The organism is Chryseobacterium sp. MYb264 (assembly GCF_035974275.1).
Lineage (GTDB): Bacteria > Bacteroidota > Bacteroidia > Flavobacteriales > Weeksellaceae > Chryseobacterium.
The window spans coordinates 4,924,173-4,945,195 of the sequence record NZ_CP142422.1 but is presented as its reverse complement, the minus strand read 5'-3'; the positions used below and the strand labels follow the sequence as shown (position 1 = coordinate 4,945,195).

Genomic DNA, 21,023 nt, shown 5'->3' with positions numbered 1-21,023 from the left:
AAAAAATTAATTCTCAATTGTGGATTTATTAATTATTTCGTCTTTTTTCTGATACAGCCTTAACAAATCTTAACCGAATTTATCAGAACTCAATTCAGCGAACTCATTTGAAAACTGTATCTTTGTGAGGCTTATAAAACATTTATGAAATACGCAAAAAATATTCTTGAAACGATAGGAAATACCCCCTTGGTACAACTTAATAAAGTGTTGGGTGATGATTTCCCGGCATTGGTTTTAGCCAAAGTGGAAACTTTCAATCCCGGAAACTCTGTAAAAGACAGAATGGCTCTGAAAATGATTGAAGATGCCGAAAAAGACGGAAGGCTGAAACCCGGTGGAACGATCATCGAGGGAACTTCCGGAAATACGGGAATGGGATTGGCGCTTGCCGCCATCATTAAAGGTTACCAATGTATTTTCGTGACCAACTCTAAACAGTCAAAAGAAAAATGTGATATTCTTCGTGCCGTGGGAGCTGAGGTAATCGTTTGTCCGACAGATGTGAAGCCTACCGACCCTCGTTCTTACTACTCTGTATCCAAAAGATTAGCGAAAGAAACAGAAAACGGATGGTATGTGAACCAATATGATAATTTATCCAACAGAGCAGCTCATTACGAGTCTACCGCTCCTGAAATCTGGGAACAGACGGAAGGAAAACTGACACACTTCGTTGTTGGAGCTGGAACGGGCGGTACCATTACTGGTTGTGGAACCTTCTTCAAGGAGAAAAATGCTGATATTAAAGTCATTGGTGTTGATACGTATGGTTCTATCCTAAAGGAGATCCATGAGACTGGAGAAGTGAACTTAGGAAATGCTTATACCTACATCACAGAAGGGATTGGCGAAGATATCCTTCCTGAAAACTACGATATGTCGGTAATTGATCATTTCGAAAAAGTAACGGATAAAGACGGTGCGATCTATGCAAGAAAACTGGCTAAAGATGAAGGAATTTTCTGTGGTTATTCCGCGGGAAGCGCCATTGCTTCTTTGGTTCAGATGAAAGATCAGTTTACTAAAGATGATGTAATTGTTGTTTTATTACACGATCATGGTTCGAGATACGTTGGAAAAATCTACAACGACGATTGGATGAGAGAAATGGGTTGGTTAGACTAATCGACTTTTCATGATAAAAAATAAAACTCAGAGTGTTTTGCTCTGAGTTTTTTTATGCTATTCTGTGCTATTTTTCTTTATAACCTGTTTCAATAAGCTATAATCTTTCTCACTCATCGACTTCCTCGGGAACATATAGCTGTATTTTCCTTCAACGGTAATAAATTCGTTATTGCTATCGAAATAATTAAAATCTTTCCATTCGCTGGTTTCTTTTTCATCATCTATATTTACGGTGAAAAAATTGTCATTGAATCTGATTTCGTAAATTTTGCAGTGTTCTAACTTATTCAAATAATTAGTCACCTGTTTTTTCCATCTCGAAACTTTGTTAATGCTCACCGAAAGGAAAACTGCACAAAGCAGAAACAAAAAACTAACAAAATATAAAATCCCGAATTTCTCCTCCGAAAAATCCTCTTTGAAGAAAAACATAATCAGCAAAATCAAACCGACCACAATTGTTGTAATCATTTTTCCTCTCGTCGTCGATGAAAAAAATAAACTTCCCTGATTTCCGCTAAAATAAATATCTTCGAAATCTTTTCTTTTAGGTTTTAAAACAATCACCTTTTCTTCACTCATAATTATTAATTTCTATCTGCAAAGCTAAATTAAAAATTTAGAATTTACATTTATATTGGGGGAGGATTATATTTTGGCTAAAATCATTTCTGTATGACTGGATAATGATATCATTTATCTTTCAATCGGATTAGCATCCGATCCTGATGTAAGTCGTCCCTTCAGGACTCCTCCGCCATTTAACTCCAAACCATCAACCATCAACAAAATTATCCCCGATTGCCGAAAGTTTATTCGCCAGCTCACGGTTTCGTTGTCGGAGGTCATCCATTTTTTTCAGCATTTCATGAATCACTTCCAATCCCGGAAGGTTAATTTCCAAATCGTAATGCCAGTTCGTAAACCGTTCAAAATTGGGTAAATCTTCGTACATCAGATAGCGTATTTCATTTTCGGTCTGAATTGTAATTAATCCTGAATTCACCAATTCATCAAAAAAAGTGATCTCAATATTGTATATTTTTGCGAGTTCCTCTCGCGATATTCTTTCACTCATGGCTTAGGAATTTTTAAGTTGTTCAAAAAGTTCTTTTTGTGTTTCAGTGAGATTCGTTGGTAATTTCACATCATAAGTCACAAATAAATCTCCAAATTCACCGTCTTTTTTATACACGGGAAAACCTTTTCCTTTCAGTCGCACTGTATTTCCGTTTTGGGTTTCGGGCTTTACTTTCAGGTTTACACTTCCGTCGAATGTATTTACTTTTACATCACCGCCTAAAACAGCCGTATACAAATCAATGGAAACTTTCGTTTTCAAATCATTTCCGACTCTTTCAAAATTAGGATCAGCCGCAATATTAAAGGTGATGTATAAATCTCCGTGCGGACCTCCGTTCACCCCCGGATTTCCATGACCTTTCAGTTTAATCTGCTGTCCGTCATAGATCCCCGCAGGAATCGTAATTCTCACTTTTTTACCATTGATCTCAAAAGTCTGAGGATGTGTTGTTGCAGCATCTTTTAAACTTACATTCAATTCTGCACTGACGTCCTGACCTTTAAATTTCCCCGAAGCACTGCCTCTCGAACTCCTTCCGAAGCCTCCTCCCGCTCCACCAAACATGCTTTGGAAAAAATCAGAAAAATCCTCTCCTTCTCCAAAATCAGCGCCTGAAAATCCGCTACCGTAACTTCCGCTCTGACTTTGTTGATATTGCCTTTGCTGTTGCTGAGCTTTTTCGTATTCCTCGCCATGCTTCCAGTTTTCACCGTATTTATCGTATTTTGCACGGTTCTCCACGTTGCTGAGTACCTCATTGGCTTCATTAAGTTCTTTGAATTTTCTTTCAGCCTCTTTATCATCTGGATTAAGATCGGGATGCAGCTTTCTTGCTAATTTCCGATATGCTTTTTTAATATCTTCCTGTGTGGCGCTTTTGTCTACGCCCAAAATTTTATAGTAATCTATATAAGCCATAGAAACGATGTTTACTCAAATTTAAGCATTTTATCACTGAAAATAATATAACGCAATGTTAAAAATAAAGCTATCTTTGATTAAAAAGCACACATGAAAGAAGTGTTGAAAAACTACTCAGGAATTTTACTTTTGTTATTAGGAATCACAGTTGGAAGCATCATTGGCATTGTTATGCCCGGTTTTGTTGATTACCTGAAACCTTTAGGAGATATTTTCCTGAATCTCCTCTTCGTGAGCGTAGTTCCGTTGGTATTTTTTGCGGTGTCCAATTCTATTGCTTCGCAGGAACAGCAATCCAGGTTTGGAAAGATCATGATGACCATGGCTCTGACCTTTCTTTTTTTCATTGTAACGGCTGCAGTTTTTACGATTTTCGCAGTGTATTTATTTCCTGTTTCAGGGGTTTCCGGAAGCTCAGAAATTGTGGAAGAAGCGGCTAATAACGACAGCTGGGGAAACAGAATCGTGGGATTTTTTACCGTTGGAGAATTTACCCAGCTTTTTTCAAGACAAAATATGCTGGCTCTTTTGATCTTTGCATTTATGACAGGATTTTCTGCTAGAAAAGCAGGAGAAAAGGGACAGCCCTTCCGAGCATTTATTGCCTCGGGATATGAAGTAATGAAGGAATTGCTTTTACTGATTATGAAAGTCGCTCCTATTGGTCTGGGTGCTTACTTCGCATTTCAGGTGGCTACTTTGGGACCTCAGCTTTTCGGATTTTATGCTAAACCTTTAGGACTTTATTATATTGCCGGAGTGATCTATTTCATAGTATTTTTTTCATTGTACGCTTTTATGGCAAAAGGCTCACACGGAGTTAAAAGCTTTTGGAAAAATGCGATCTTTCCTACGCTGACGGCATTGAGTACCTGCAGCAGTTTTGCGACCATGCCCGCCAATTTACAGGCTGCTTCAAAAATTGGGATTCCCAGTCAGATCTCGAATATTGTGATTCCGATTGGAACGACTTTGCATAAAAATGGTTCGTCGATGTCATCCATCATTAAGATTTACGTGGCTTTTCTGATTATCGGAAGAGATTTTTTTGATCCTATGAATTTGCTTTTGGCATTAGGAATTACTGTTTTCGTTAGTATCGTCGCCGGTGGGATTCCGAATGGCGGTTATATTGGTGAAATGCTGATGATTTCAGTATATAAATTACCTCAGGAAGCCATTCCTGCGGTGATGATCATCGGAACTTTGGTTGATCCTTTGGCAACGGTTTTAAATGCGGTAGGACAGTTGGTAGCTTCGATGTTTGTGAATCGATTTGTGAAGGTTTGATTTGCTTAAACACAAATTTCACTAATGATTTTTATAACGCAAACATCTGCGTTATCTGTCAAACCTGCGTGAGGTAAATTTTCACAACTTTATATATTTTTATCTCGCAGATTTTGCTGATTGAGCAGATCTTTTAATATTAATTATTCACTTCGTTTTACAGGTTCTAAATTTTCAAGCTCTTCGGGGGTAAAAAGTCTGTAAATTACTTTAAATGTTTTCCCTAAAGGGGTCTCCAGGGAAAACCCACCCGGCCCGAAACCATCGACAACATCTAACGTAAAATGTGAATATTGCCAGTATTCGAATAAATCGCGGTCGATCCAGAATTCATGACTGTTGATGGTTCCGATCATGGCGTCATTCATTCTCGGGAAATACCCTCCTTTTTCAAAACATTGGGGCTGGGTTCCTTCACAACAGCCACCGGCCTGATAAAACATGAGGTCGCCATATTTTTTTTCGAGTTCCCAAACCACTTCCAGTGCTTTTTCGGTGACTGAAAGTCTTGATATTTTAGTTTCCATTTTGCTTTATTTTTATTGAATTAATAACAATTTTTCTTTGCAGAGTTTTTGCCATTCAGAGCGTAACGAAGAGAAGCATGGAATCCAGGCTTATGATTAAAAAAATATTTTCAAAATTCTTTGCTGAAATTCCTAAGGAATGACAAGGATTTGTAAATATTTTTGAGATTAGTTCCTCGCTTTACTCCTTGCAATGACTTTTCCTGTATAAAGTTAAAAAAGTTCGGCGAAATATATTCCACCGAACCTCTTCACATTCCATAAAATTTAATTTGATCCGGCAATATCGAGAACGATTCTGCCATCGATCTGTCCTGCTTTCATTTTATCAAAAACATCATTGATATCTTCCAGTTTTGCAGAAGTTACCGTTGCTTTTACCAAACCTTCGTTAGCAAAATCCAGTGCTTCCTGAAGATCTTTTCTGGTTCCTACAATAGATCCTCTTACGGTAATTCTTTTGAGTACCGTTTCAAAAATTGGGAGTTCGAATGAACCCGGTGGAAGTCCGTTTAATGCGATGGTTCCTTTTCTTCTCAGGACATCGATTCCCTGTTTAAAGGCAATTGGTGAGACTGCGGTAATCAAAGCGCCTTGCATTCCGCCGACTTCTTTATGTAAATATTCTCCAGGATCTGTGTTTTTTGCATTGACCACCAAATCTGCGCCTAATTTTTTGGCTAAATCTAATTTATCATCTGCCACATCAATCGCGGCAACATGCATTCCCATTGCTTTGGCATATTGTACCGCAACATGTCCCAAGCCACCAATTCCGGAAATGGCTACCCATTCTCCAGGCTTGGTTTCGGTTTCCTTTAAACCTTTATAAACGGTAACTCCGGCACACAGAATCGGAGCAATTTCTAAAAAGTTGACATCTGATTTCAAATGTCCTACATATCTTGAATCAGCAATTACATACTCTGCAAAACCACCATCTACACTGTATCCTCCGTTTTTCTGGGCTTCACAAAGGGTTTCCCAACCCGTAATACAGTAATCACAGCATCCGCAGGCAGAATACAGCCACGGAACGCCCACCGCATCTCCTTCTTTCACCTGAGCTTCGGGTCCGCAGGCCACCACTATTCCGACACCCTCATGACCCGGAATTAATGGCATTTTGGGTTTCGCCGGCCAGTCGCCATCCACCGCATGTAAATCGGTATGGCAAACCCCGCAGGCGATTACCTTTACCAGTACTTCATATCTTCCGGGAACCTTTACAGGAACCTCTTCTATTTTTAAGGGTTGTCCGTAGCCCTGAACGACTGCGGCTTTCATTGTTTTTGGAATCATATTTTGATTTTTTTCGAGTTAGTTTTTAGTTTTGTTTGTATTATCTTGTGAATAGATTTTTTTTAACGCAAAGGAGCAAAGATTTTTTGCTCATTGGGTCGCATATTTTTAAGGTCGCAAAGGCGTTCCATTTAAATAAGATCACTAAGAGCCTATTTAAAATTTTACCGTTTTATTTATTATCATTAATAAAGTTGATCTTTGCTCCATTTTATAGCTCTTTTGAGCGTATTTCTCACTTCCTATTTTTGATTTAGCCCGCTAAATCTGCAAACACGAAGCAAAAAATCCATCTCAAAATAGCTATAAAAATTTTTGGCAATAAAATTTAAACAGCCTCTAAGTTTTTTATTTTTGAAAATCTTGTCAAGATTTAATAAAGGCATAAATTTTCCTTCTTACCCGGAAATTTCGATAAGGTAAGGACAACTTTTGTTTGCGTGAGGGATAGGAAGGGTCTCGCTGAAAGCGAGAGTGTGGAGCGCAGCGGAACACCGGAACGAAGTGGAGCCCTGGATAGCCCGACCGTTTTTCCCCGTTGCCGAGACGGGGAAAACGGGCACGCCCTAATATTTAAAATTAAAAGAAACCTAGTTTGTTTTTGTTGTATGAAATCAACATATTTTTGGTCTGACGGTAGTGATCGAGCATCATTTTGTGATTTTCACGCCCGATTCCCGACTGTTTATACCCTCCGAAAGGGGCTCCGGCCGGATATGAATGGTATTGGTTAACCCATACTCTTCCCGCCTGAATGTGACGCGGAATATTGTAAAGTTGGTGAGCATCTCGGGTCCACACACCTGCTCCTAATCCATAAATGGTGTCGTTAGCGATTTTAAGAGCTTCTTCTTCATCTTTAAACGTGGTAAAGGCCAAAACAGGTCCGAAGATTTCTTCCTGGAAGATTCTCATTCTGTTGTTTCCTTTGAAGATGGTCGGCTGAATATAATATCCGTTTTCCAGACCTTCTCCAACATTGTTAACATCTCCTCCTATAAGGACTTCTGCACCTTCTTCTTTCCCTAATTTAATATAAGAAAGGATTTTGTCTTTTTGAATCTGAGAAGCCTGTGCCCCCATCATCACCGTTTTATCAAGAGGATTTCCTACTTTAATAGCTTTCACTCTCTCCACCACTTTAGCAATGAAGGCATCTGCAATGTCTTCCTGAACCAGGAGTCTGGACGGACAAGTACAGATTTCGCCCTGATTTAAAGCAAAAAGTACTGCTCCTTCGATCGCTTTATCCAAAAACTCGTCATCTGCATCCATTACCGAACTGAAGAAAACGTTTGGAGACTTTCCTCCCAATTCCAATGTTACCGGAATAATATTTTCTGTTGCATATTGCATTACTAAACGACCTGTTGCCGTAGAACCTGTAAATGCAGCCTTATTCACTTTAGGGTTGGTCACCAACGCTCTTCCTAATTCAGCTCCAAACCCGTTTACAACGTTTACAACTCCCGGAGGAAGCAAATCACCGATTAATTCCATTAAGACCATGATGGAAATCGGAGTACTTTCTGCTGGCTTTAGGACTACACAGTTTCCTGCAGCTAATGCCGGCGCTAACTTCCAGACTGCCATTAAAATCGGGAAATTCCACGGGATGATCTGAGCGATAACACCTAGCGGTTCGTGAACAATAAGTGAAACCGTATCTTTATCCAGTTCGTTGTGAGAACCTTCTTCAGATCTGATGACCGAAGCAAAATATCTGAAATGATCCACAGCCAAAGGAATATCCGCGGCCAATGTTTCTCTAACAGCTTTTCCGTTATCAATCGTTTCCACCGTTGCGATATATTCTAAATTCTGCTCAATTCTGTCAGCAATTTTATTTAAAATAATACTTCTTTCCGTAGATGAAGTATCTTTCCAGGTCTGGAATGCTTTTTCCGCTGCGTTCACTGCCAATTCCAAATCTTCTTTTGAAGAGTGGGCTGCCTGTGTAAAATTTCTTCCGTCCACCGGCGAAACGACGTCAAAATATTGTCCGTTAACAGGTGCTGTAAATTGTCCGTTGATATAATTATCATATCTGTTTTTGAATTCAGGCCACTGTAAAGTAGTCGCTGATTCCTTTTCTGTTAGTGTGCTCATATACGTACGTTTTAATTTTTTATCTGTTACCAAATTACACTTACCTGTGATATTCGAATAGCATAATCGTACAAAAAAATATCAAAATAGTACTTGAACAGAATTTTATAATTTCATTAACAAAATCATAAGCTCAGAAATTTCTATATTTGAGTAAACAGGTACTCCTAAATGTTTAGAAATGAATGATAACAAGATTTTATTGAATACTCCTGAATTGAAGCGGGAAAGCCAATTGATTCATTTGGTTGAAAATCAGACGAAATTCAATCTGAACAATTGTGAATTCAGCATTTATGAAACACATAAGGCCGCTTTCGACGTAAAACTGCATTTTGAAACAATAGCTTTTACGGCCATGCTTCGTGGTAAAAAACATATGAAACTGGATAAAACGAGTTATTTCGACTATTTTCCGGGGGAAAGTGTACTTGTATCACCAGGAGAGACCATGGTGATAGATTTTCCTGAAGCGGATGAAACCCCATCCCAATGTATTTCTCTAAGCCTGAATCCTGAATTTATTGAAGATTCTCTTAACCATTTAAATTATGACCTCCCAAAAATTGACGAGACCTCTCAATGGAATATCGATCTTGAAGAATATTTTCTCTTTAACAACCAATCTCTAGCCGCTGCCACTAACAATATTATGCGGATTGCGATGGATGATAATTCTCAAAAAGACATTATGGCTGATTTTGCCCTGAAGGAGCTTCTGATCAGGCTGATGCAGACTCAGGCCAGGAAAATGGTAGAGAAAAATATTGTTAAAAATAAATCGAGAATCGGTTTTGTGGTGGATTATATCAGAAAAAATCTCCATCAGAAACTTTCTATTGACAGCATCGCGAAATTAGCCTATGTCAGTAAATCGAATTTCTTTAGAATGTTTAAAGATGAATTGGGAACTTCCCCCAATGAGTTTATTTTACAGGAAAGAATTAATCGGGCTAAAGAATTGTTGGCGAGCCAGAATAGCATTAAGGAAACTGCTTACCAGACCGGATTTTCAGATGTGAATTATTTTACGAGAATGTTTAAGCAGTTTACGGGGGTAACGCCGAAGAGTTTTCAGAATAACATGGTTTCTGCTAAATAGTACAAACCTTAGCTTATTTACTTAAATCCTAAAAATTTACACTTAATTGCATGAGGGCTGATTAATCAACGGTTCAAAATTTATATTTACATTATTTTGCCTTTGGAATTTCCTTTAAATTATTCAACCCTTTCAGGGTTTTATTATCATGTAATATGTATTCATCGGGGGTTCACCCGACGCTATTCATACTGAAGGAATCAGTGGTTGATGAGGGTTGATTCAAAACAAAAAGGGTCGTATACTTTTAAAGCAAAACAGAGGCTATTCTAATAAAAAAATAACCTCTGCTAAATATATTAAAATTTGTTTTTATGATCAATTGGAATGCAGATGTATTGCTTGTCTGCTATCCATATTTCTATTTACATTTTTAGCAGCTTACTTTTATGCTGTTTCAATTTGTTGCAGAATCAGAAGTCGTGAATTACTTTAATAGATCATTTGCGTCAATCGCTCCCTGAGGGAAGGGCAGTTTATATTTTTCGCCTTTCAGTTTCAGGTCTGACCAGCGTACCCATTCAAAGGAGAGTTCTAATCATATTTCAATATTCCTTAAACACTAATAATCAAATTTTTAAAATATTATTAGTATCCTGGGTTTTGTTGGATAGGATTTGCATTGATCTCATCCGAAGGGATTGGTAAAGTAAATCTATAATCTGTAATATCAATTTCTTTATTCGTATATCCTTCAACGTCTTTTGGATCTCTTTCAGTTTTAGTAACACCAGCTGCAGTTCCTAGCCTTTTCAAATCGAGGTATCTATGACCTTCAAGTGCTAACTCAACTCTTCTTTCTTTAAGTATATCTTTTAATGCTGCGGAGGCATTTGCATATACTGGTAGTACTACTGGAGCAATATAATTTCGAGCATCTCTAACGGCCTTTATTCTTAAAGCAGCACCTACTAGGTCACTAGCCGCAATCCTACATTCAGCTTTAATAAAGTACATTTCAGAGAGCCTGAATAGCTTCAAATCACTCAGCAATTCAGCCCCATTTGCAGTTCCAGCCTTACCAGAGTATTTATCTATACAAAGTACATCATTCAAAAGATATTGTCCCCAAGGAAGAGATTGGTAGTTTGGATCAATTTTAGATGTAGGATCAATATATGCATGCTTTCTTACATCGCCAGAAATATTAATGATATTATAAATTCCTCTACTCAAATCCATATATGGTCCTCCTGTAAGATTAGTTCTATTAAAATAGAATTGACCAGCAATAGCTGATTTACCAACTGGACGATCTAATGACATGATAATCTCACCTCTTGTAAAATCCTGTAACATACTCTTATAAGGGCTGGTTGAAGGTGTTGTATAACTTCCATAAAATGCAGTATTTGCTACACCATCACCGTTTGTCTCAACAGTACCTGCTGTAGTTAATACTAATCCTGAAGTATTGATAACTGTATCTGCATATTGCTCAGCTAAAGTATAATTATCTCTGTATAGATACATTCTTGCTCTTAATGCGTCAATAAATGTTTTAGAAACAAATTTATAAGCAGAAGAACTTGTAGAAGGTAATTTTATAGGATCAAGATGAGTATAAGCAAAATTTAGATCACTTTCAATAGACGCAAAGACTTCACCTACTGTATTTCTAGGAAGTTTATCATTACTTTGAGGAACTTTAGTAACTAATATAACTCCTAAAGAACTATTGTCTTTAATATTAGGTGCAAAATAACAAAGAAGTTGGAAATGAGCAAATGCTCTGATCGCATAAGCTTGCGCCAAAATTGAATCGTAAGCCTGCTGATCGGACGAGCTAGGAGTTATTAATTTAGCTCCTTCAATTAATCGGTTTGCAGAATTGATAGCACTATAATGTGCTAACCAAATTCCCGAAGCAAATCCATTTCCCGGTGTAAGAACAAAATTATATAAACTAACATTTTGTCCTCCATTTTGGCTACCAATTCCTAATTCATCTGTAAAAATTGATGAAATTGCAATTTCATTTGACACATCTACTCTATCATAAGTATTATTCAAAAATTTCTGCATATCATTCACTGTTTGAAAAGTAGCAGCTTCACTAAATTCACCGTCCTGAATAATATCATATGCATCCTTACATGAATTAATTATAGAGATCGTTATAATTGAAATAATTATTAATATTATTTTCTTCATTTTTTTTAATTTTTTATTTGTCCTTATTAAAATTGTACATCGATTCCTAAAGTGGCGACTCTTGGAGTTGGAAAACCTCCCTGATTTGAAGATAAACCTCCTTCAGCATCAAATCCTCTCCATTTTGTCCAAGTATAGAAGTTTTCTGCTTGTATATACAATCTCAGCTGTGAAACAGCAGTATCTTTTAATATTTCTTTTCCAAAATTATATCCAAATGTGACGTTTCTTAATCTTATATAAGAAGCATCCTTCAGAAATCTATCTGAGAAAGTAGAAGCATTGTTAGCACCAGTGATATCAGTTACAACAGGAACGTCAGTATTGGTATTATTTGGTGTCCAAGCATTTAGCACATCTCTTGTAATTGGAAATACTCCAATATTTGAAGGACTACTTAAATTACTTAAATCAGCATCATACCTCCATACTTTGGCAGCGTATGAAAATAATATATCTAAGAAAAATCCCTTATAATTGGCATTCAATCCAAATCCACCTTGGTAAACTGGTAAAAAGGATTTCCCAGTCCATCTTCTGTCATCATTGGTAGGGGTTTTTGTTATATTTCCATTTTTGTCTAAGAACTGAGCAGTTCCATCTTTAGGATCGGCTCCCAAATATGGAACCATAAAGTATTCACCTAACATATGTCCCTCAGCAGTTCTTCCGTAAAGAGTATTCGTATTGTTTGTAGTTAAAAACGGATTAGTTGGAATAGTATTACCAGTAGCTAACTTAGTTACCCTATTCTTATTATATGCACCATTAGCAAATATGGATAATTTAAAATTCTTTTTATTAAATATATTTGATCTTAAAGACAGTTCAACACCTTTATTATACATATCCCCTACATTACTATTAATCATATATTGACCTGTTACAGCAGATAATGGTGATATACTATACAAATCATTTGTCCTTTTATCATATACATCAACTGATCCAGAAATTACCCCACTTTTGTAATCGAAATCCAAACCAATATTAGCTTGTTTCTGTACTTCCCACCTCAAATCCTCTTTTGCTATAGTAGTGCTTAGTTGTGGGTTTAATCCATATCCTGAACCTACTGTTGAAGTTAATGCTCTTACCAAATTTGCACCTAAATAGATAGGATTCAATCCTGCGGCTGCGGCTACAATATTCTGATTACCCTGTGTTCCATAAGATGCTCTTAATTTTAAAAGACCAAATGAAGATGACTTCATGAATTCTTCCTGCTCGATATTCCATCTACCACTCACTGACCAAAATGTTCCCCATTTATTATCATCAGCAAATTTATATGCAGCGTCTCTTCTAATACTCGCAGAAATACCATACTTGCTACCATAATCATAATTTAATACTCCAAAGTAAGAAAATAATCCTGCGTCATTTTTACCAGCTGTAGCGATAGATCTATAAAGTCCTGGCGAAGGAGTGGGCGTAAAATTCACCCAACCCGTTCCAGCACCAAAAACCCATGTTTTAGGATCCAAACCGTTCTGAGTAAAAGAACTCGTAATTCTATGATATTTTAAATACTCCGTAAATGCGCTCACCTCCAAATGGTGTTTCTCTGCAAAAGTTTTTTCATAAGTCAACTTTAAAACATTACTTATTGATAGATCTTTTGTATCAGATCTTTGCTCAAGACCTCCGAATTCTACATTTGCAGGTTTACCAGCAGCAGCAAGGTATGACCAAGGTGCTCTAGCAAACATACGTGTTTCATTCGAGTAATCTACACCTGTCATTAATTGAACACTTAAATTTTCAGTAAACTTGTATTTTCCCATCGCATTAGCAATCAACCTAAATTCGTCAAATCTACTTGGAATATTTCCAGGATTTAAATAATCCATCAACATGTATGGAACAATTTGAAAACTTGGAGAGCCAAACTGATCAAATAACTGTTGTCCACTTACATATACATTAGGATCTAAATACGGCAATGAAGTTAATAAACCCTGCAAAGGGTTTTGAAGCACATTCGCATTAATATCAGTTCTTGTTTCTTGTTCTAACTGATTTCTTCTCGAAAAAGTTAAACCTATATTAGTTGAGAAATTAAATTTTTCATTTTTTGATTTACCCTGAAGATTATTTCTTACCGACATTCTCTTAAAATCTGTATTCTTAACGATACCTTCCTGATCCAAATAATTTAAAGATGTAAAATTGGATATATTTTCGCCTCCTCCCTGTAATGTTAGTGAGTGATTTTGTGTAAATCCCTTTCTAAAAAATATTTTATCCCATTGAGTTGTTGGATAGTTAGCAATTTCATCATCTGTCAAAGTAGCCCCTAATCCTGTATTATTTGCCTTTTCAAGTCTTAATGTTTCAGGAGAGTTAGCGATATTATATTTATGCTTTTGAAGCATACTTACCCCCACGTTAGAAGAATACCCTACTTTCAATCCTGAATTATACTTTCCCGTCTTAGTGGTAATTATAATGACACCGTTTGAGCCTCTATTTCCATAAATTGAGGTCGCAGCAGCATCTTTAAGAATTGAGGCGCTCGCAATATCATCAGGATTAATACTTCTAAAATAAGTTTCAGAAACAGGAATATTATCAACAACATATAATGGTGAATTAGATCCTGCAATTGATCCTACTCCTCTAATTAGTGCCGTTATTTTATTACTCCCTGGAGAACCCGAATTGAATGAAATTTGCAAACCAGGAGCCTGCCCTTGGATAGATGCAAGAACATTAACATTAGGGCGGTTTTCAATCATTTCGGTTGTTACTGTAGTAACAGAAGTATTACTATTTTTAAGTAATCTTTTATTATTATACCCTAAAATAACAACCTCGTCGATATGTTTTTCCTTTGGTATAGTATCTCTTTTACTAGTTTGAGCATCAACCAACTGCCCGCTAAAGAAAAGCACAGCAGTCGTTATAAGACCTAATTTTTTATTCATATCTATAGTTTTTTATATGCTGTAAATCTGTTAATAAAAATTAACAAATCAAACAAATAAACAACTGAATTACAGATGATTAAAGTTGAATTATTTAATTAAAATTCAAAAAAAAATAAAGAATGAAGCATTATTTAAAGCATTAAAAATTAAAAAAATAATAGATTTAATGAATTATCAGAAATATATGAAGTGTTAAAAATTTCCACACATGACATAAAAAAAGCAAAATCAAAGAGTAATATTCACCATAAAGTCACATTAAATGAATAATATGCAAAAATAAATCTTCATAATTGTGGCGAAAAATTCTTAATTCGGTAGGTTTGGATGCATCTTAACGTTTTAATTCTTATCGTGAGACGCAATCCCATACGAATATTAACATTTAAATTTGCATCTTTTTTGCTTCTACCGGTCTTTTGTGTAAGGATGTATTGCCGAAATTTTATATTTTAACATTATTATTCATTATTTCCGTGATTAAGTTTATCCTTATAATGAAATTTATGTTTCCAGCTCTCAATTTCATTAGAATAATAATCACGATTATCTCTAAAATTTTCATAAGATATTTCACTTAAATCTGAGTCTTTAAATAAAAATATAAGATCAATAAAATTGCTATTAAAATTCATTTTAAATTTAAAAGGGTCTACCCATTGTTCAGTAGTATTATTCTTACCCCAAATCATAATTCCTTCAATTAGTATTATATTATCAACTCGATTAACTTTAGTAATCAAACTATCATCAATCCAAATTGTTTTATCAATATTTGAATCTTCTTTCGTTAATGAATATAATAAGCCCGCCAATAGAAAAGACGTGTCTCCTAAAGACTCATTATAATATATCATTCTTTAAATTAGTCTTGTTAATATTATCCAAAAGCTCTTCCAATAATATTTTAGCAATTTTACTTGTCGATTTTATATTTATTTTAAGTATTTTTCAAGGTATTTAATTAAATTTTGTTCAGCTCCCTATATTTCTCCCCTCGCTGCCGCACGATTGCATCGTGTGGTTTAATAACCAAAATCATTTAAAATATTTAGCAAAACTTATGAAATATACCCCAGGATTGTAGAACTTATAATGATGACTCATCATTATATTTTTATAAAGATAAAAACTTTAAAAAAATTATTGGATAATAAAAATGCCACACGAAAGGATTCGTGCGGCAGCGGGGAGATGTGCAGAAAAATGCACCGTGGAATAAAAAGAAGAAGTTTAGAAAATAAAAAAATAGCTCTCATTAATGAGAGCTATTTTAATGTATTGAAATTTTTAGCAAAAATATTGCTGTTAAAAAATTTAGCAGTATATTTGCTGTCAAATCAAATAAACAATAAAACAACTGTTAAATGGAAAATTGGATATCACCTAGTATAATAATCGGCAAAGAAGCGACAGGCAAATTCTATTTCAGGAGAGAAGACTTTGAAAATGATGTTTGGAGAGAAATAGAAAAAGGAAACAATGTGCTTCTGGCAGCACCAAGAAGAGTTGGAAAAACCTCTGTCATGAAATTTCTAACAGAAAACCCAAAGGAAAACTACAAACTGATTTTTAGAAATGTACAAGGAATTGATGATGAGAAGCAATTTTATAAAACAATTTATGATTTGATAATTATCTGTCTAAGCAAATTTAAAAAAAGTAAAACGCTAATTCAAAACTATATAGCAAAAATGAAGATATCTGAAATAAGCACTTCAGGTATAAAAATAGAAACTACTGGAATTGACTATTTATCTGAAATCAATAGCTTAATTCCTCAGCTAGATAAGGATGGAGAAAATATTGTCTTATTGATAGATGAGTTACCAGAAGTGTTACACAATCTTTTTCTAAAAGATCAAAAAGACACAGCACTAAATATTCTAAAAAACCTTCGCCATTGGAGACAAGAAGATGATTTTAAAAAAATTCAATTTGTTTTAGCTGGCTCTATAGGTATTCATTATGTAGTTAATGCAATTGCAGGAAGAAATTCAGACGTCAATGATTTATACAAGATCATTTATCAACCATTAACGGACGTTGAGGTTTCCGAATACATAAATAAAGTTACTAATGGCGCTTCCATACAATACAATGAAAACTTAATTGAACATATCAAAAGTAAAATTCAATACTTTGTACCCTATTTTATAAATTTAATTCTTGATGAAATTGATAAAAAAGCTATTAAAACTAAAAACTCTACTGTAACAAATGACATCATAGATGAAGCTTTTAATACAATTATTAAAAACAATGACCATTTTTCAGATTGGAAGAAAAGACTAATGGACTACCTACCAAAAGAAGATTTTAATTTTATTAATGAAATTTTGACACATATTGCTCACAAGGAAAACATTAGTATACAGACACTCTATAATATCGCCGTGAAATACGAAAAAGAAAACAACTTTATGGATTTTGTTAATGATTTAGAACAAGATGGTTATATCGTAGAAAATACCCAAAGTTATACTTTCATCTCACCATTCTTAAAAGAATATTGGAAACAAAATAATCCTATACACAATGCATCATAATTCCAATACAAAAAGAAGTAATTGGTTCATAGATCAATTAAACTTATACCAGTCCGCAAATAGCGATTTTGAATCAATCAAGCGAAATTTCATTATTCGAGATGCTGAATTTACTATAATTACTCAAGCTTTATTGAATAAGGACACCAATGACTCATTACAACATGAGCTAATACTCGGAAGAAGAGGCAGCGGAAAATCAACACTTCTCAAAAGAATTGAAATAGAAATTAATGAAAATCGAGAACTTAACAAGAAATACATCCCAATAAATCTTGCGGAAGAACAAGCTGGTATTTATCGCCTATTTGATTTATGGGAACAAGTAATTGAAGAGTTACAACATCAATTCGCTATAAATGAGAATAGAAAAGATTTTGAAGAATTTGATACAACTCAAAATTATACAAGACATCTATATGATGTAATTCATAAAACTTGCATAAAACATAAAAAGAAGATAGTTCTACTTTTAGATAATTTTGACAGAATTATTGAGAACTTCAGTGACGATGGAAATTTACTCCGAGAAACTCTAATTAACTACAATGATATAGAAATAATTGCAGGAAGTACCAGAATGGATGAACATTTTTGGAAATATGATATGCCATTTTATGAATTTTTTAGAAAACATAGATTAGAGAGTCTGAGTAAAGAAGAAATGCTTTTACTTCTAAATCATTGGGCAGATTCGCTTGACATCACAGAATTAAAAGATTTCATTAAAAACAATCCTGGTAAGCTGGAAAATATTAGAATTTTAACAGATGGTTTACCAAGAACCCTTCAGTTTTTTATACAGATTGTATTACAGAACTCACAATCTCATGGATATGATTATCTGAAAAAAATCATGGATCATGTTACACCTTTATACCAAGAAAGATTAAATTACCTTCCCGCTCAATTAAGAAAGATTGTTTTGGAGATGGCTTTCATATGGGAAGCCTGCACCACTAAACAACTGGTTGAAAAAACTCGTTTGGAAAGCAAACTCGTTTCTGCAAATCTAAAAACTTTGGTATTAAAAGGTATTGTTGATAAAATTGGAACCTCAAAAAAAAACCATCTGTATAGAATTTCAGAACGTTTTTTTAATATGTGGTTAATTTTCACGCAGGGCAATCCCAAACAAAAAAGAAAAGCAAAATGTCTTAGCATATTTTTAGAAAATTGGTATGATGCTAATGATTTTAAAAATCTGGTTAATAATCATATTGATTTATTGGTAAATAAAAAAATAGATTATGACAATGCCTTAATTTTATCTAAAGCGCTGAGCCAAAGCAAATATATATCCCTTATACAAAGAGATTCAATTTTAAATTTGACAGAAGAAATCAATTCTAAAAACAAAAAATCACAACTAATACATTTACCAAAAAAATCATACGAAATTTTAAATCAAGCCATTGAAGAACTTGAAAAAAATAATCACAAACATGCTCTTGACTTAGTAAATTCTTTAGAAAACGAAGAAGATGGAGTTAAATTTAATTTTTTAGGAGTAATTTATGAAGACCAAGAAAATTATAGTAAAGCAGAACATTACTATTTACAAGCAATCAAAAAAGGATTTAGTGATGCGTCATATAACCTTGCCATAATTTATCAAAATCAAGAAAAGTATAAACAAGCGGAAAAATATTTCATACTTGCCTTGAAAAATGGTTTCGATGAGGCCTTAAATAATTTGGCAATAATTTATGAAAAAGAACATAAATATGAAAAAGCTGAAGAATTCTACTTTAAAGCTATTAAAAATAATGACATTAATGCTATTTTCAACCTAGGCATATTCTATCAAAAGCAAAATAAATATGATCTAGCAGAAAAATATTACTTAATGGCAATTGATGAAAACAATGAAGATGACGGCGCATTATTTAATTTAGCTCGACTATATCAGGAACAAGAAAACTACGAACGAGCAGAAAAATATTATTTATTAACAATTAAAAAAGGTAATATTGACTCTTTAAATAATCTAGGCGTTATATATAATAAACAAAAAAAATCCAATCTTGCTAAAAAATATTATCAATTAGCAATTGAAAAAAATGATTCTCGCTCATTATTTAACCTAGCCATACTTTATCAAAATGAAAAAAACTATGAACAAGCAGAAAAACTATATCTTGAAGCTATCGAGAGAGGTGATAATAAAGCACTAAACAACTTAGGCACTATCTACGAAGATCAAGAAAAATATGATCTAGCAGAAGATTACTATCTTCAATCTATTGAAAAAAATGATAACCATGCTTTATTTAACCTAGCACTCCTATACCAAAAACAAGAAAAACATGATTTAGCAGAACATTACTATCTTCAATCTATTGAAAAAAATGATAAGGATGCTTTATTTAACTTAGCATTCCTATACCAAAAACAAGAAAAATACAAAGAAGCTGAAAAATATTATTTATTGGCAATTAAAGATCACAATACAAATGCTACAAATAATTTAGCTATACTTTATTACAATCAAAATATAAAAAAGAAAGAGTCGCTTAATCTATTATCGCAAAACAATACTGATCCACAAAACTTGATTATTGCAGAAATTTGGAACGGAATATTTAATAATTTAGAAAGTAGAGTCTATTCAATTGTACAAGATGACTCTGATAATTTAGAAGATTTTATTGTAGATCTATTAATTCATCAACAGAAAAATTTAGTTCTCAAACTTTTTAGAAATCTTGATTTTGGTAAAAATCTACAGGAGAAATATGCCGTATTATTTTATATAAGCATGTTATTAAATAATCCCAATGAAGAAAATTTAGAATTAAAAATACCTCCAGAAATAGAAACAACCGTAAAGGAGATTATGGAATTAATAAAAGATAAAGAAAAATTCTATGGTTACGCTAAGTAAATAAGACCTCTCTGTTGCGAGCGTCTCGCTCGTCCCATTACCAATAAATACTACATCACAAGCGAGACGCTTGCGCCAGCAAAAGACCACAAAATTAAAAAAGACCAGAAGCAATTCCGGTCTTTTCCATTACCTCAAATCAACATAACATCCTAAAAATCAAATATTTACACAAAACCTATCACACATTCAAAATAATTTCTATATTTGAATCACTAACCCAAAACACAATTGATATGTCAAGCACCTCAGAAGTAGGTCACGCTAAAAATGTAGCGAACCTTCAAAAAATTACCCAACAAGTTTCTACCTACAGCCTTTACAATCCACCGATTGCCGACATTACAGTGCCGAGTCTTCAGACTTTATACACCGATGCTGATGCAAAACTGACAGAAGTTGGAGACAAAAGAAGCGCTAATAAAAATGCCATCGTTGCCCGTCAGACTGCTTTCGAAAATTTAAGTTCCACCTGTACCAAAATCATCAATGTATTGGAAATTGTAGGCTTACCGCAGGGAACTTTAAATCAGGCAAGATCTTTAACTCAGACCATTCAGGGCAGTTCAAGGAAGAGCAAAACACCGGTTGAAGAAGGCAAAGAAGCACCCAAAACCTCATCCACTTCCCGACAGTCTTTTACCTCAAAAGCTGAAAATTTTGGTCTGCTCTTACAGATGCTGTCTACCCTACCCGCTTATACGCCTAATGAAGACAACATCAAATTACAAAACCTCAACACCTATCATGACTCATTAAAAGCGACAACCCTTGTCGTAGACCAGACCGAGTCTGAGCTGAACACTAAAATCATAGAACGCGACAGAATTCTGTATGCAGAAGAAACCGGAGTCTATGCCATCTCCCTAAAGATTAAGAAATACGTAAAAAGTCTATACGGAGCCACTTCCCGGGAATACACCACCGTCTCTGCCATCGAATTTACCAAAAGAAAATAATTTATTTTTAAAATCGAAAAATATTGAATGACAGAATTTCAATATTTTTTCAAAGTAAAGTTGCATTTTTAGGAT

15 protein-coding genes are annotated in these 21,023 nt (G+C 34.5%); 6 read left to right on the top strand and 9 right to left on the bottom strand.

From position 1 onward, the window contains the following. Positions 1–144 precede the first annotated feature (144 nt). On the top strand, positions 145–1,128 hold the full coding sequence (locus VUJ46_RS21685) for a PLP-dependent cysteine synthase family protein (protein ID WP_326982735.1): 984 nt from the start codon (positions 145–147) through the stop codon (positions 1,126–1,128). A gap of 57 nt (positions 1,129–1,185) precedes the next feature. Here the strand turns inward: VUJ46_RS21685 and VUJ46_RS21680 are convergent, their stop codons facing one another. From VUJ46_RS21680 to VUJ46_RS21670, 3 genes are all read right to left on the bottom strand, one after another. Further along, a complete protein-coding gene (locus VUJ46_RS21680) occupies positions 1,186–1,713 on the bottom strand; it encodes a hypothetical protein (RefSeq protein ID WP_326982734.1) in 528 nt (175 codons plus the stop codon). Positions 1,714–1,906: 193 nt separating this feature from the next. Next, complete coding sequence (locus VUJ46_RS21675) at positions 1,907–2,209, bottom strand: chaperone modulator CbpM (RefSeq protein WP_326982733.1); 303 nt, start codon at positions 2,207–2,209, stop codon at positions 1,907–1,909. A 3-nt stretch (positions 2,210–2,212) separates the two neighbouring features. Then, positions 2,213–3,133, bottom strand: coding sequence for a J domain-containing protein (locus tag VUJ46_RS21670; protein ID WP_326982732.1), 921 nt, complete (start codon positions 3,131–3,133; stop codon positions 2,213–2,215). Between the two features lie 93 nt (positions 3,134–3,226). On the opposite strand from VUJ46_RS21670, the gene VUJ46_RS21665 reads away from it, so the two are divergent. Next, positions 3,227–4,426: a dicarboxylate/amino acid:cation symporter gene (locus VUJ46_RS21665; RefSeq protein ID WP_326982731.1), complete on the top strand. Its 1,200-nt coding sequence runs from the start codon at positions 3,227–3,229 to the stop codon at positions 4,424–4,426. 143 nt (positions 4,427–4,569) lie between these two features. Here the strand turns inward: VUJ46_RS21665 and VUJ46_RS21660 are convergent, their stop codons facing one another. The 3 genes from VUJ46_RS21660 to VUJ46_RS21650 form a co-directional block, all read right to left on the bottom strand. Beyond that, positions 4,570–4,953: a DUF779 domain-containing protein gene (locus VUJ46_RS21660; protein WP_326982730.1), complete on the bottom strand. Its 384-nt coding sequence runs from the start codon at positions 4,951–4,953 to the stop codon at positions 4,570–4,572. A 267-nt stretch (positions 4,954–5,220) separates the two neighbouring features. Beyond that, complete coding sequence (gene adhP, locus VUJ46_RS21655) at positions 5,221–6,255, bottom strand: alcohol dehydrogenase AdhP (protein ID WP_326982729.1); 1,035 nt, start codon at positions 6,253–6,255, stop codon at positions 5,221–5,223. 579 nt (positions 6,256–6,834) lie between these two features. Continuing rightward, on the bottom strand, positions 6,835–8,364 hold the full coding sequence (locus VUJ46_RS21650; RefSeq protein ID WP_326982728.1) for an aldehyde dehydrogenase family protein: 1,530 nt from the start codon (positions 8,362–8,364) through the stop codon (positions 6,835–6,837). Between the two features lie 181 nt (positions 8,365–8,545). On the opposite strand from VUJ46_RS21650, the gene VUJ46_RS21645 reads away from it, so the two are divergent. Continuing rightward, the gene (locus tag VUJ46_RS21645; protein WP_326982727.1) at positions 8,546–9,466 is read left to right on the top strand and encodes a helix-turn-helix domain-containing protein; all 921 of its coding nucleotides are present in this window, start codon (positions 8,546–8,548) and stop codon (positions 9,464–9,466) included. A gap of 588 nt (positions 9,467–10,054) precedes the next feature. Here VUJ46_RS21645 and VUJ46_RS21640 read toward each other — a convergent pair. The 3 genes from VUJ46_RS21640 to VUJ46_RS21630 form a co-directional block, all read right to left on the bottom strand. Then, complete coding sequence (locus tag VUJ46_RS21640) at positions 10,055–11,620, bottom strand: RagB/SusD family nutrient uptake outer membrane protein (RefSeq protein ID WP_326982726.1); 1,566 nt, start codon at positions 11,618–11,620, stop codon at positions 10,055–10,057. Between the two features lie 26 nt (positions 11,621–11,646). Further along, positions 11,647–14,550: a SusC/RagA family TonB-linked outer membrane protein gene (locus tag VUJ46_RS21635; RefSeq protein ID WP_326982725.1), complete on the bottom strand. Its 2,904-nt coding sequence runs from the start codon at positions 14,548–14,550 to the stop codon at positions 11,647–11,649. 464 nt (positions 14,551–15,014) lie between these two features. Next, positions 15,015–15,410 carry a hypothetical protein gene (locus VUJ46_RS21630; protein WP_326982724.1) on the bottom strand — a complete coding sequence of 132 codons (396 nt, stop codon included), beginning with the start codon at positions 15,408–15,410 and terminating at the stop codon, positions 15,015–15,017. A 510-nt stretch (positions 15,411–15,920) separates the two neighbouring features. Between VUJ46_RS21630 and VUJ46_RS21625 the strand changes: the two genes are divergently transcribed. From VUJ46_RS21625 to VUJ46_RS21615, 3 genes are all read left to right on the top strand, one after another. Continuing rightward, entirely contained in the window at positions 15,921–17,102 is a 1,182-nt protein-coding gene (locus VUJ46_RS21625) for an AAA-like domain-containing protein (RefSeq protein ID WP_326982723.1), read from the top strand. After that, a complete protein-coding gene (locus tag VUJ46_RS21620; protein ID WP_326982722.1) occupies positions 17,092–19,989 on the top strand; it encodes a tetratricopeptide repeat protein in 2,898 nt (965 codons plus the stop codon). Before VUJ46_RS21625 ends, VUJ46_RS21620 begins: the two co-directional genes overlap by 11 nt. 236 nt (positions 19,990–20,225) lie before the next feature. After that, positions 20,226–20,948, top strand: coding sequence for a hypothetical protein (locus tag VUJ46_RS21615; RefSeq protein ID WP_326982721.1), 723 nt, complete (start codon positions 20,226–20,228; stop codon positions 20,946–20,948). Positions 20,949–21,023 lie beyond the last annotated feature (75 nt).